The following is a 13,643-nucleotide window of genomic DNA, read 5'->3' on the forward strand; positions in this document are numbered from 1 at the left end:
AAATAACACGAGCTGACAAAATATATTGATCCCACTGTTATCCATATCGTATCATACCTGACTATAAGCTTCATACCGCGAAAGCATCGTCAATTCGAAATAGGCAGGTCTCCTGACTTGTAACAGTTTTTATCGTCCTTCCCATATAACGAGGCATACAGTGGACCTTTTTTGATAAAAACCTTGATGTTACTTACAGTTGCGCGACAGTTCGTGATTTGCACACGATTCCCTTTTAAGACACAGCTAAGTGTAACCAGTTTCGGTTGATAAAGAAGATGTTAAGAACTCCTTGGTGGTAAATATAGGTATTTTATAAAAACATGAAAGATATTTTATGCAAACAATAATTATTTAACCATAACCTGTTGATTTTGTTATTATTAAAAATTCATTTTTTATTCAACAGACATTGTAATTTAGATGATTCTGTTTGTTTTTTGTTACTAAATTCTTAAGATATGCCGTGAAAAAATTAAACAAGTTCAAAGAAACGGCCTACTTGTTATTGTTTTTCAACCTGAAACTGAAGTGCTTTTTTTAACTGTTTTTTTAAGAATTGTGAATGCTTATCTTTTGATATTAAATGATCTTTTTTATATCATTTTTAGTGAAAAATTTTAATCCCTATTCTTCAATCCATTTTCTGAAAGAAGCTGTGTTGCTTTGGCTTGCCATCAGATGGATTTTCTGTCCTTTTATTTGGATAGACAGCGTATTTTTATTGTAACGTTCTATTCTTTCAACATGTATTTTCTGAACAATTTCACTGCGGTTAATTCTGAAAAAATCTGAAGGATTGAGCTGATTTTCAATTTCTTTTAGTGTAGATTCATTCAGCAAATGTTTCTTTCCTGTGGTATCGAAAGCAAAGACAATTCCCTCTTCTGCTTCAAAAAAAGTGATATCTTCAGTATTGACAAAGTAAATTCCATGGTGTGAGGAGACTGTAAATCTTTTTTTATATTTTTTCTCTGTATGACCGTTATTAAGCATTTGCTGAAGCTTTATCAAAACCTCATTCTGTTCTGAAGCAGAGTTTCTCAATAAAAGAAATTTGTCCCAGGCTTTTTGGAAACGCTCTTGTGAAAAAGGTTTTAAAAGATATTCTATGCCGTTACTTTCAAAAGCATTCATCCAGAACTGATCGTAAGCTGTTGTGAAGATTATCGGACTTGAAACACTCACCTGATCGTAGATTTCAAAGGCATTTCCATCCAATAATTCTATATCAGAAAAGATCAGGTCTACTGTTGATTTTCTTAAAAAGGCAACAGCTTCTTCTATGGTATCAATCTCTGCAGCAATCTCAACCGGTTCTTTTAATTCGCTGATAAAACGTTTTAACTTGTTTCTGGCAGGGATTTCGTCCTCGATAATTATAACTTTTATCATATTTTATACTGGAATTATAGGAAGTTTTACAGCAAATCCGATTTCTGATTTTGATATTTCTACCTGTTGGTCGCTTAATAACGCATATTGTTCTTTAAGATTGTTCAACGCTCTTCCGGAAGTTTTTTTACTGTTACGCTTAGGTATCACATTATTGGAAACGGTTATTGTCTGATCCAGATTTATGGTGACCGAAACAGGATGGTCAGGAGTTCCAAGATTATGCTGAACGGCATTTTCCAGCAGCAACTGTAATGACAAAGGGATGATATTTCCTGATGATTTTATATGATTTATTTTTAATGAATAGGCATTTCCGTATTTATATTGTATCAGATTAAAATATTTCTCTGCAAAAGAAAATTCTTCTTCCAGAGCTACTAATTTTTTATCGGAAACATCTAAAACATAGCGGTATATCTCTGCAAATTCATTGAGAAAGTCGGAAGCTTTTCGCTTATCCTCTTCTATGAGTTGGTCCAGAATATTGAGATTATTGAACAAAAAATGAGGATTAAGCTGGGCTTTCAACTGATTAATTTTACTTTCAGACAACGCATGATCATAAAGGGCAAGCTGTTTCTGATAGTCTGTATTCTTCTTGTAGTAACGGTATGCCAGATAAAAACTTCCATAAATAAAGCCTCCGATTAAATCCGAAAAAGTGGAGAGAATAACAACTTCCTGATTAAAATTTTTCTCAATCTTTCCAAAAGCAAAAGCAATCAAAAAGCCTATTATCTTCATCACCACAAGGTATGTCAACAGTGAAGAACTGAATATTTTAAGAATTTCCGCGATGCTGAATGTTACTGACTTCTGCCAGTTTTTAATGAAAAAATCAATCACAAAAAACAGGATACAGGCACTAATGAGCGTGACAACGGCGGCTTCCGGAGTAAAAATATACCAGTCTAAAGTTCTTCTTATTCCTATCCGGGTATGGATAGACTGTACATACGCAAACAAAAGTATAAACAGAAGAAAATACCTGTTTTGATTAATCCGTTTTAAGATGGTTTTCATCGGCTTTATGAATGGTCATTTTTTGCAAAAATAGCCCTATATTTTTACAGGGCTGTTTCTTTGTTCTATTATTTTTTCTTTTCGGGGAATGATGCGGTAACGTTTCCTTTATCGTCTAAGAAATCCAGTTTTGCTTCGTTATTTTTATCTACACAGAATCTGGCTCGCGGCTGGCCTTTACTGTCAAATAAGAACAATCCGTTCTGTTCATCTTTGGTTTTTCCAAGCATCATTCTTGGTGCTCCTCCAATCAGTCCCTGCTGTTCATATTCTTTATATTTTTTCCGGGCAGCTCCCTGATCTTTTATCTGGTCCAGTTCTGCAAAGATTTCTCCGGTTTTTATTTGTGATTCTTTTGATGGACGGTCATTGAAATAAAGTCCGCTCGCCACTACTCTTTTATCTCCTTTCTTATAATCCTGAGTCAAAAGCTGCATTACCTGATCTCCGTCATACTGATCATACGTCAGAGATAATCCCGAGCTGTGGCCGTTTTTATTTTTCTGTCCATCATAAATAAAGCCACCACATTCTATTCCGTCTTCATTGAAGAAAAGCATGCCTGAGCGTTTTTTTCTTGTTTTATTGGTCGGACTTCCATTTATTTTATCTTCTCCATTGGGAAATTTTCCTACATTGGTAATGATCATCTTCACAGTACCATCTTTTTCAACGATATTGATTCTTTCAACATCAATCTCGGAAAATTTCTCATGCCCGTCTGTTTTGAAAGCTGAAGCTGTTAAAAATACAATTCCAATGACTGCTGCAAAAGCAAATGTTCTTAAAAAAATTAATTCTCTGTTCATAGCTTATAATCTTAATTGTTTCTGTTTTGATAAGTCAAAGCTATTCTATCTGCATCTGCAATTCAATCAGAAAACAATGAACTCAGGAAATAAAGAAACGAATGGAGGATTTTTACGAACGAATGAAATAGATCATTTTACTCAGCCGGATTTCATTCAATACATTGAAAAAATCCGCCAAAAAATGACGGATTTTATAGTATTTGAAAGCTGTTGAAATTAATTGGCAGCCGGATCAACCAGTTCTGTGGTAAGTGCTAAAGATTTTAGCAGATTTTTATTGTCAAAAAACAAGGTTGCATAATGTTTTCCTTTCTTAAAAATCAGTTTTGAACCTCCTGGAAATTCACTGTCAGAACCTAGCTTCTGCGTTTTAGCATTGTACTTACTGAACTTCGTTTTGCTGTCCTGCAGCGTACTTTTATTCATGATAAGACCAAATGGAAGCCCTTCTACCACTACGGGTTTATTGTCTGAAATGATAAAGAACATCTCATTAACAGCATTACTTTTTCCCAGGCTGCAATACAGTTCCAATCCTGTTTTTGTAGGCCATTTCGCATATTTTTCTTCATTGGCATCTTCATAAAACACAGGTTTCATGTTCAATGCTTTTGAGATCTTATCGGGAGTCTGTGGAAAAATAAATTCTGAATTTTTATCTAATAAAGGGTTTAGAACAGCTGTTTTCTGTGAAAATGCTGTGATACTTACCAGTTGAAAAAAGATAATTAAGATGAAAGTTGGTGGTTTCTTCTTCATGGATTATTTAAAATTTTAATGATTTGAAGGTTAAAGGTATTAAAATTTTGATTAAAACCGCATTTTGAGCAATTTTCTACATTGTCTTTCTGTCTGTTATTATTTTCTTTCTTGTAGATTGAACACGGTACCAGCAGGATCTGTAATCCAGTGCATATTTTCAGGAAGCTCTTCAATTTCGTCACAGGTTTCTACTCCGTTCGATTGCAGATATTCTGTAGCTTCTTCTACATCAGGAACGGTAAGCTGCAGCCAGGTTTCGGAATGGGTATAATTATCTACACAGTCCAGCCAGATGATATTATTCCCGAATTTGACCTCATGGGTTCTGGAAACAGTTGGATTATTAATCGGTTTTTCTTCAACATTTAACTTTAAGATGTCTCTATAAAAGACTACCGTTTCTTCATATTTATTTTTAGGAATTTTTATGGCAATATTTATTCCTGCTTCAAATTTCGTATTCATATTGTAAGTTTAATAATTGTAAAATAAAATTAAAAAGATACTCATTTACAGTTCAATGTTGCCTGTCACAATCTCCCCGGAACGTTTGTAATTGGCTATAATAACTCCTTTTGATGTCACATGGCTTTCTGTCAGGGCAAAAGCGGCCGGAACCGAATTATCATCAAACAGTTTTTTTCCTTTCCCAAGAATCAACGGATAAATTTTCAAGCGAAGTTCATCTACAAGATCATGTTTCAGCAGCAGATGAATAAGTTCACTGCTGCCCCAAATCTGAATATCAGCCCCTTCTGATTGCTTAAGTTTCCGGATATCATCCAGGTTTTTGAAAAAAAAGGTATTCTTCCAATCTGAATTTTCAATGGTTTGAGACAGCACATATTTATTTCCTTCGTTGATTCCCGGCCAAAATTCAGCATGTTGAGGCCAATACGATGAAAAGATATCGAATGTTTTTCTCCCCAGAAGATAATCAGTCTGTTTCATTTCCTCCTGCATGATTTCACCGAAAAGTTCATCACCATAAGATACAGTCCATCCGCCATATTGAAAGTTTCTGGATGTATCTTCTTCAGGACCACCTGGTGCCTGCATGACACCATCCATTGTAATCATTGATAAGACCGTTATTTTTCTCATTATATTTAATTTTATGAAATGATAGTGTATCTCATTATTTTAAAAAGCCGTTCAGATAATTCAGAATGGTTGCTGTCTGCATCATCAGGCTGACATGGGTTTGTCCCGGAGCAACGGCCAATTGAGATTTAGGCATTGGGCCCATATCTGCAAAAGTATCACCTCCCAATAATTTATAGGTTTTTGATAACTCGGTTTTATCCAATCCATCATTGTCACCCGCAATAATTAAAACTGGTGCCGAAATTTTAGCAATATTATCATCACCCAGATCGAATGGCTGTCCGGCAGAAGCAATCATCTGCTCCAGAAACTTGGTCCATTTTGTTTTATCTGGTGCTACGGCGTTGTAGGCAGTATGCATAGGGCTGTTTGTAAAAAGTTCAGGTTTCATCCCTTCAAGGGCTTTATTTACTTCAGGCAGCCAGCCGTTAGTTTTATATGTTGATGAAATAATTACCAGTTTGTTCAGTCTTTCCGGGCTTTGTATAGCCAATTGATAAGCTACTTCTCCTCCAAAACTGTATCCTGCAACATCTGCTTTATCAATTTTCAGATAGTCCATTACTTTTGTAACATCACTAGCTAAAACAGCATGAGATAATTTCCTTTCTGAAAACGGTGTATGTCCGTGTCCCTGCAATTCAACAGCGATAACTTTCCTGTTTTTTGACAGTTCGGGGATCAGCTGTCCCCAATTGGTATCAATAGTCATGAAAGCGCCATGCAGTAATACAATGGGCTGGCCTTTACCATAGACTTCGTAATAAACTTTTATGCCATTAGCAGGTGCATAGCCACTTTCAGAAGGTTTTACTTTTTGCCCATATACCTGGGATGTGATAACGATAACAGTTAAAATCAGTAATGATTTCAATGCGGTGGAGAATTTGAATAAACTTTTCATAATAGTATCGGATTTGGTGATTAAACTTGTAACCAAAATTAGCAAGTCATTATGAAATCCAACTTGTCACAAGACAAGATTTTATTCAAAAGACATCAATTCTCTGTGCATTCCTCTATCAAAGTCAATTCAGCCTGCTTTACATACATTACATTTTACTTAATTATAGAAAATTCAAAGGAAAATATTCAAATATAAACTTATTGAAAATAAATATTTTCATGATAATTCTACAACAGTTGATAAAAATTGATTAATTTCGAATAGAACTAAACCTATATTATTATTATTATTATGAAAAATTTAAAGAAAATCGAAAGACAGGAATTGAAAACAATTAAGGGTGGCATTGACTGCAGAGGAGGACAGCTTTGTTTAATCGGCGGAAAATGGCAATGTATGCCCTATGACGGATGTGGTGGTGGAAACCAACCTTAATTTTTAGTTTAATTCAATTACTTGACTATGAAAAATTCTAAAAAAATTTCAAGAGATCAGTTGAAGAATATTAATGGCGGAGCATTGAGCTGTTCCGAAGCATGCTGCCCACCTCCGGGAATCAAGAGATGTCCGTGGGTGATTTGTATAGTACCATGTGAGATATTAAGCTAAACACTGTATTCTCCAAAATAAAGCCTGCAATTCCTATGAGTTGCAGGTTTTTATTGTTTGTATGGTCTCTTTTTCTTACTTCGTTGTTCACATACTATTTGCCTAAGGTTCTGACTTAAAACCGGATATAAAAGAAAATATTGCAGAAAAGAAAAACTCTCTTTTCTCTTTAATGGTGATCAATTTTTATAACACAAGATTAGCCCAATAGCAGAAAATATAATATTGCAGAAAAATTCAAATAAATATACCGATCGGTATATTTATTTTATATCTTTGCAACTGTAAAAGTTTTTCAAATTTAAGATATAAAGAATATCAATACTAACTGATATATAAATGAAGTGAATGCTGAAAAACATATTTTTTTAAACAACAATATACCGATTGGTATACTTTAATCAATACAAATGAAAACAATACTAACCGTAGCAACTAAAATAAATTTCGCAGGTGTCTTTAAAACTTTTGTGGTTTCAAAAACCTAAACAACATTACTTCTGAAATATAAAACAATAAAAAGAATTTTATGAACAGTTTATTAGAATTTACAATTGAAGCTCATGGCGGTCTCGAGAACTGGAACAGGTTTGAAAATATATCAGCTCATCTAAAAGTAGATGGACTCACCTGGATCCGGAAGCAGCAACCGGGGCTTATCAGTGATACTTTTGTGTCAGTGGATACCCAGAAACAGTTTGTATCTTTCCGCCCGGCCCTTGCGGATTGGAAAACATCATTTGAAACCGATCATGTAGCTGCTTTATCAGAAAATGGTGAAATTATTGAAGAACTTTCAAATCCAAGACAATCATTTTCAAATCATAAAAGGGAAACGCCCTGGACGAAGCTGCAGGCGTTTTATTTTGCAAGTTATGCTATATGGACTTATATCAATGCACCGTTTTGTTTTGCCAATCCCGGCTTTGAAGTCACAGAAATTGAGCCTTGGGAAGAAAATGGTGAAACTTTCCGCAGACTGCAGGTAATTTTCCCAGAATCTATTGCTAGCCACAGCCGAATTCAGACATTTTATATAGATAAAACCGGACTTATACGAAGACATGATTACAATGTAGAAATTTCCGAAAATGTTGCCAGCGCACATTATCTGTATGATTACACAGAAGTACAGGGTATACAGTTTCCTACCAAAAGACAAGTATTTATCCGTAACGAAGATAATACAGCTCTTCAGCCTGAACCGGTTCTGGTAGTTGTGAATTTAAGTGAAATCATTCTTAAGTAATTCACATTATAGTCATCATTTAAAATAATTTTTTTGAGTATAAAAAATACCGATCGGTATATTCAGAATTAAGAAATAAGCAAAACAATAAGGAATGAACCGAATACTCCTGATCATCACCGTTATATCAGCTGCAATAATGGAACTGATAGACACATCAATCGTCAATGTAGCTATTAATCATATGAGCGGAAGTCTGGGAGCAACGCTGGAAGATACTTCCTGGGTTGTCACTTCATATGGTATCGCCAATGTTATCATCATCCCGATGACCGGATTTCTTGTCAATAATCTGGGACGCAGAAATTATTATATCGGCTCTCTCATTCTTTTTACATTATGCTCTTTTATGTGTGGCAATGCAACCAGCATATGGGAATTAGTAGCTTTTCGGTTTTTACAGGGCATTGGAGGCGGTGCATTACTTTCTGTATCTGCAACCGTTGTTTATGAATGCTTTCCGAAAGAGAAGCAAAATATAGCAAGTGCTTTATTTGGTATCGGTGTTTTTATAGGACCAACGATAGGCCCTACACTGGGCGGCAATATCATTGACAATTATTCCTGGTCCTGGATATTTTATATAAATATTCCTATCGGGATCATTACCGCTATTATCTGCTACCGTTTATTACCGGAATCTCCCACAAGGAAAAAGGTAAAAGAAATTGACTGGATTGGCATCACCCTGTTAATTGTTGGTGTAGGCTCTTTGCAGACCATTCTGGAGCGTGGAGAAACTGAGGATTGGTTTGAAACCCGATATATTACGGCACTTACTATTACTGCTTTCTTTTCAATTATTCTGTTTGTATACAGGGAGCTTACTACAGCGCATCCGGTTGTTAAGCTATCTATTTTACAATCTCCTTCACTGAGTATTTCCGCTTTGCTCACTTTCATTACCGGAATGGGAATGTTTACTTCCATTTATCTTACACCGGTACTTGCTCAGCGTCTTTTACAATTTACCCCTTCTATGGCAGGTCTGATGCTGCTGCCGGGTTCTATTATTGCGGTATTCGCTCTGATCATTACGGGACGTATACTGCAGAAAGGGGTACCGCCTGCGCTTATTGTATTGATTGGCTTCTGTTGCTTTATCTATTTCAACTGGTCTATGTCTCAGGTCAGTTTAGATGTATCCTTCGCAATAATTTCTGTTAATTTAATTTTCCGGGCAATGGGGATGGCCTTATTAACAGTTCCGCTTTCCACCCTTGCAATTTCTTCATTGAAACCCGAAGATATACCCCAGGGAACAGCCATCAATAATATGATGAGACAGCTTGGCGGCTCTTTCGGGATTTCTATTATCAATACGTTTATTATCAGAAGAATGGCAGAGCACAGAACAGACCTGGTTTCAAACATCACCCCTACCAACAATCTGGTAACGGAAAGACTGAACAATTATACACAACTCTTTCAAAGTAAAGGTTTCGGGTTGCAGGATGCCCAGCACAGAGCCATCAGCCTCATGGACATGATAGTACAAAAGCAGGCTTTCATCTTAAGCTATATTGATGCTTATCTTCTTATTGGGGCAGCATTCGTTCTATGTTTACCACTGCTGCTGTTTTTCTCTATCAAGAAAGGTAATAAAAAGGTAATTATAGCATCAGCAGATCATTAAAAATATATTTTAAATATTAACAAAAGAAATCCATCTCCATTTTTTCATAAGTACTAAACACTAATATATTTTTTGAGTACTTCAAGAAGGTCTGCCTGCCGTATAGGTTTGGGAAGAAAGTCATTCATTCCGGCTTCAAGGCACTTTTCTTTTTCACCAAGCACATTTCCCGCTGTAACGCCTATGATAGGTATGTGTTCATATCCCGGCAGCATTCTAATATTTTGTGTTGCCTCAATACCACTCATTATCGGCATCTGTACATCCATCATGATAATGGAAAACTGCTTTTTCCTGCATTCTTCCAAAGCCTGCAGCCCATTAACAGCTTCCGTTAGATGTATACTGGGAGCAAGAGACTTCATTATTCTATTATTCAGGACCATATTTACTAGGTTATCATCAACCAAAAGCACTTCTAATTCTGAGGCAAATAAATGCGAAACTTTCTCAGACTGATCCTTACTAATTTCTACTGCATTACTTTGGTCTACCTTTTTTAAGGTTTTATATAGATCATGTGATTTGATAGGCTTCAACAGTAAATGTGCATTTTCTATTTTCCTAACTGAAGTAAGTATACCCAGTTCTTCAGAAGAAGAAGAAAGTATTATAAATGGAGAAGTCTCTTTTCGCTGGTTGAACAGCCCTGTTATTTTATCTATTGTTTCTAATCCGGACATAATAGGCATATGGTAATCCATCAGGATCACATCGAACCGATCACCTTTCAACAGGATCTCCAGTGCCTCCAGCCCATTAGAAGCCAAAGTTGATTTGATATTTTTATAGGTAAGCATATGCTCAAGAATGATCCTGTTGGTTTCATTATCATCAACCACTAAGGCCGTTTTAATAGTTATTTCCTCCTCCTCTCTCAATTGAGATATCTCGTAAGGAAGCTCAATGTCAAAGAAAAATACAGAACCACTTTCCTTTGCGCTGCTCAGCGACAAATAGCTTCCCATATATCCCAGGATATTATTTGAGATCGTAAGACCTAGACCCGTACCGCCATATCGTTTACTGATAGAACTGTTTTCCTGAGTAAAGGCATTAAAAATATACTTTTGTTTCTCAACAGGAATGCCGATCCCCGTATCTCTTACCGAGAAACGCAGAGCAACAGTAGTATCATCCATACGCAATTTCTCTACTTTCAGCTCTATTTCTCCCTTTTCTGTGAATTTCACAGCATTTCCCAGAAGATTAATCAAGATCTGTTTTAACCTTGCTTCATCCATAAAAAGTATTTTTGGAAGACCCGGCTCAATATTGAGAAGAAGTTCGATATTTTTTTTCTGGGATTGATAAATAATAACATTAATGACCTGACCTAACATATCATAAACATCACATTTCTCAATCAAAAGCTCCATTTTTCCGGATTCTATTTTAGAAAAATCCAATATATCATTAATAATGCTAAGCAGGTTTTCCCCTGACTCATTGATATAATTCAGATATTGCCTCTGTGTTTCATTCAGCGGTGTCGTGAGGAGAAGGTCTGAAAAACCAATAACTCCGTTTAAAGGAGTTCTGATTTCATGACTCATATTGGCCAGAAATTCGGATTTTGCTTTGCTGGCTATATCTGCTGTTTCCTTGGCATTTTTCAGTTCTTCATTTATCTTTACAGCATTGGTAATATTCTGTATGGAAATAATTACTCCCCCTACTTCATCTTTTGTAAGATACCAAGGTCCGACTTTAAGGTCGTAATGCTGAATTTCTTCTTTTCCTTCCACCTTGAGTGTAAAGTCACTGTTGATGTACGTTTTTCCCAACAGCGCATTGTCATAGATCTCTTTTCTTTCTTCGGGAATATTAGGTGATATCGTGAAAAGATTATTACCGATAAGATCTACATTATTCATACTAAATTCCTCTCTCCATCTGCTGCTTACGGCAATATAGTTAAGGTCTTTATCAAACATGGCCAAAGGAACAGGAACATCAGTGGCAAAGGACTGCATTATAGCCTCTTTTCGGGTAACCTCCAAAAACATTTTTTTGAAGGCATCAATGTCCTGAATGATTCCGAAAACTCTTTTGCAGATATCACCTTCAAATTCCGGAATACCTTTTACTCTTACCCAAATCGTAACGCCATCATTACGCAACAGCTGAAGTTCCTCATCAAAAGCAATTCCTTGTTGTATTGCCCTGTTCAGAAGATACTTTATTCTCTCCCCGCTTTTTCCTTTGTAAAATCCAAGGGCATTTTCAAAAGTAGGCTGGAAATTATTTTCTATTTTGTGAATTTCTCTTGTACTTTGAGACCAGAAGATCTTCCCGGTCTTCATATTGGCTTCCCAACCTCCTACCTGGGCTACTGAGCCTGTTTCCTCAAGCATTTCCTTAGTGTAAAACAGATCGTTTTCTAACTTACCACGCCGGATAAGGTCAGATTTTAGTTGTATATAAACAAAAAGGGTTACACCGATGGCTGCAACAGCAGAAAAGATGATAAATAAAACAGTCCAATTCGAAGACTTCTTCAGATCATCATTTTTTATGGCGAGTTGAACTTCCTCAAGTTTTACAAATTTCTGAACGAGCATGCGGCATCTGTCCATAGCCTCCTTGTTTTGTACAAGTTCTTCCGGACTCATTAATATTCCCTTTTTACGATTCTCAATGAGCAGGACATATTCTTTCATCAACATTTCTGAAGTATGTAGCAGTTCATTTAAGATATTAATCTGATCTTTCTCTCTAAGATTAAGTCTATCTTTGTGAGAAACAAACAGCGGATATTCATTCCTACTTTTATTGAAAGGTTCAAGGAAATTTTCCCGGCCGGTAAGCTGATATCCCCGATTGCTCGTTTCAGCATCTAAAAGAGTATTTAAGATATCTTTTGCTAAGCTTATAGATTCCTTACTTTCCAAGAAGTCTTTCCTATTCTCCATTTGCTTATGTATGCTTATATAAGATGCTATGGAACTAGCAATCAGAAGCATCAAAGAAATCACTACTCCTATCTGAAGATTTCTTATAATTTTTTTCGGCATTGAATAGTATTTTTGTAATAAAATACTAAAAATAGATCATTTTATAATATTTACAAATTAATTTAGAAATTTGTCAGCAGATATTGGAAAATGAATCAATTTAAGTCGTTTAAAGATGGAGTTGCTAAAATTATAAAAGTTTATTTTGTATGGTTTCCTGATTGTTTTTCTTGCCTTTCAAAAATTCGGAATCAAAACACAAAAAGTTAAATGAGCTTCATCTCTTTTCTTATTCTAGTTAATTTGATTCAGGAGCTTTTACCTAAAACTATAATGAAGCATTCTGTGAAATAAAAAATTACTTGATAACAGCTCATCCATTATTATCGAAACCGTCATATTGATTAATTAATAACAATGAAGGCTTTGTCATGTCAGATAATGTTATTAGATTTATAATGAGTCTAAATGACAACATTATTACACCTCACTAAATTTATTAATCATGAAAAAGCAAATCTTTATCGTTGCGCTTTCTCTGGGAGCAATCGCCTTAGGAACCCACCGGGTTATGGCACAAAATTCAGAGCAGGTGAGTACATCAGTAAATATTATTTTATCGGACGTTATTGCAATGGACATTGGCTCTGTTGCTTCAGAAGGTGCTGTAGATTTTAATTATGGGAGCACAAAAGACTATAATTCATCAAAAAATGTGACCGTTCCCAATAGTTTAGTCATTATTTCCTCCAAAAATTTTGATATAAAGGTAAAATCTGAAGGTGCACACTTTGTAAGTGGCGCAAACGTAATTCCTGTAGATATATTACAGGTAAAAGCAATACCAGGGGGAAGTCTGGTAGGAACCCTGAATGAGGTCACTTTATCTACAACTGATCAGGTGTTGGTGAGTAATGCAAGTTTAGGTACTAAACAGTCTTTAAATATTGCCTACTCTATTTCGGCGGAAAATGCATCTAAGGTACTTCTGGGGAAACCACAGGGAACTTACACACAAAAAATAACTTATACTGCCACTGCATTGTAAGTAAATACCAATTTTTTAAATAGAAAAACCCTCAATACTTAGTATTGAGGGTTTTTCTATTTAAACCACATGAGTAATGCTGTAGTGATTTTACTACACGAACTTCCGTTTTCCACTACAAAGAAACTTTTATCG

General features: G+C 35.5%; 14 protein-coding genes and 1 riboswitch. Of the genes, 6 read left to right on the forward strand and 8 right to left on the reverse strand.

What is annotated here, in order from left to right:
* Positions 1-84: 84 nt before the first annotated feature.
* A riboswitch (cobalamin riboswitch) is annotated at positions 85-276 on the reverse strand.
* Positions 277-627: 351 nt separating this feature from the next.
* From GFU89_RS05655 to GFU89_RS05665, 3 genes are all read right to left on the reverse strand, one after another.
* Positions 628-1,395, reverse strand: a complete 768-nt coding sequence (locus GFU89_RS05655; RefSeq protein WP_318846221.1) for a LytTR family DNA-binding domain-containing protein — start codon at positions 1,393-1,395, stop codon at positions 628-630.
* A 3-nt stretch (positions 1,396-1,398) separates the two neighbouring features.
* On the reverse strand, positions 1,399-2,421 hold the full coding sequence (locus tag GFU89_RS05660; protein WP_318846222.1) for a sensor histidine kinase: 1,023 nt from the start codon (positions 2,419-2,421) through the stop codon (positions 1,399-1,401).
* A gap of 68 nt (positions 2,422-2,489) precedes the next feature.
* Positions 2,490-3,230: a hypothetical protein gene (locus tag GFU89_RS05665; RefSeq protein WP_318846223.1), complete on the reverse strand. Its 741-nt coding sequence runs from the start codon at positions 3,228-3,230 to the stop codon at positions 2,490-2,492.
* Between the two features lie 76 nt (positions 3,231-3,306).
* Here GFU89_RS05665 and GFU89_RS05670 point away from each other — a divergent pair, with 76 nt between their 5' ends.
* Complete coding sequence (locus tag GFU89_RS05670; protein ID WP_318846224.1) at positions 3,307-3,447, forward strand: hypothetical protein; 141 nt, start codon at positions 3,307-3,309, stop codon at positions 3,445-3,447.
* A 2-nt stretch (positions 3,448-3,449) separates the two neighbouring features.
* Here GFU89_RS05670 and GFU89_RS05675 read toward each other — a convergent pair whose 3' ends face one another.
* The 4 genes from GFU89_RS05675 to GFU89_RS05690 all read right to left on the reverse strand — a co-directional run bounded on the left by GFU89_RS05675 (position 3,450) and on the right by GFU89_RS05690 (position 6,006).
* The gene (locus GFU89_RS05675; protein ID WP_318846225.1) at positions 3,450-3,992 is read right to left on the reverse strand and encodes a hypothetical protein; all 543 of its coding nucleotides are present in this window, start codon (positions 3,990-3,992) and stop codon (positions 3,450-3,452) included.
* Between the two features lie 99 nt (positions 3,993-4,091).
* On the reverse strand, positions 4,092-4,460 hold the full coding sequence (locus GFU89_RS05680; RefSeq protein ID WP_318846226.1) for a hypothetical protein: 369 nt from the start codon (positions 4,458-4,460) through the stop codon (positions 4,092-4,094).
* A 45-nt stretch (positions 4,461-4,505) separates the two neighbouring features.
* On the reverse strand, positions 4,506-5,099 hold the full coding sequence (locus GFU89_RS05685) for a dihydrofolate reductase family protein (RefSeq protein ID WP_318846227.1): 594 nt from the start codon (positions 5,097-5,099) through the stop codon (positions 4,506-4,508).
* Positions 5,100-5,133: 34 nt separating this feature from the next.
* Positions 5,134-6,006 (reverse strand): alpha/beta hydrolase, encoded by an 873-nt coding sequence (locus GFU89_RS05690; protein WP_318846228.1) that lies wholly within the window; start codon positions 6,004-6,006, stop codon positions 5,134-5,136.
* Between the two features lie 294 nt (positions 6,007-6,300).
* Here GFU89_RS05690 and GFU89_RS05695 point away from each other — a divergent pair, with 294 nt between their 5' ends.
* The 4 genes from GFU89_RS05695 to GFU89_RS05710 all read left to right on the forward strand — a co-directional run bounded on the left by GFU89_RS05695 (position 6,301) and on the right by GFU89_RS05710 (position 9,503).
* Positions 6,301-6,444: a bacteriocin-like protein gene (locus tag GFU89_RS05695; protein ID WP_002980068.1), complete on the forward strand. Its 144-nt coding sequence runs from the start codon at positions 6,301-6,303 to the stop codon at positions 6,442-6,444.
* Between the two features lie 27 nt (positions 6,445-6,471).
* Positions 6,472-6,618 (forward strand): bacteriocin-like protein, encoded by a 147-nt coding sequence (locus GFU89_RS05700; protein ID WP_318846229.1) that lies wholly within the window; start codon positions 6,472-6,474, stop codon positions 6,616-6,618.
* A 529-nt stretch (positions 6,619-7,147) separates the two neighbouring features.
* Positions 7,148-7,867, forward strand: a complete 720-nt coding sequence (locus tag GFU89_RS05705) for a hypothetical protein (protein ID WP_318846230.1) — start codon at positions 7,148-7,150, stop codon at positions 7,865-7,867.
* 94 nt (positions 7,868-7,961) lie between these two features.
* The gene (locus GFU89_RS05710) at positions 7,962-9,503 is read left to right on the forward strand and encodes a DHA2 family efflux MFS transporter permease subunit (protein WP_318846231.1); all 1,542 of its coding nucleotides are present in this window, start codon (positions 7,962-7,964) and stop codon (positions 9,501-9,503) included.
* Positions 9,504-9,556: 53 nt separating this feature from the next.
* On the opposite strand, the gene GFU89_RS05715 is transcribed toward GFU89_RS05710, so the two are convergent.
* The gene (locus GFU89_RS05715; protein ID WP_318846232.1) at positions 9,557-12,520 is read right to left on the reverse strand and encodes a response regulator; all 2,964 of its coding nucleotides are present in this window, start codon (positions 12,518-12,520) and stop codon (positions 9,557-9,559) included.
* A gap of 445 nt (positions 12,521-12,965) precedes the next feature.
* Here GFU89_RS05715 and GFU89_RS05720 point away from each other — a divergent pair, with 445 nt between their 5' ends.
* Positions 12,966-13,508 (forward strand): peptidoglycan-binding protein LysM, encoded by a 543-nt coding sequence (locus tag GFU89_RS05720; protein ID WP_318846233.1) that lies wholly within the window; start codon positions 12,966-12,968, stop codon positions 13,506-13,508.
* Positions 13,509-13,643: the final 135 nt, after the last annotated feature.

The sequence above is a fragment of the Chryseobacterium sp. JV558 genome (assembly GCF_033712365.1).
Lineage (GTDB): Bacteria > Bacteroidota > Bacteroidia > Flavobacteriales > Weeksellaceae > Chryseobacterium.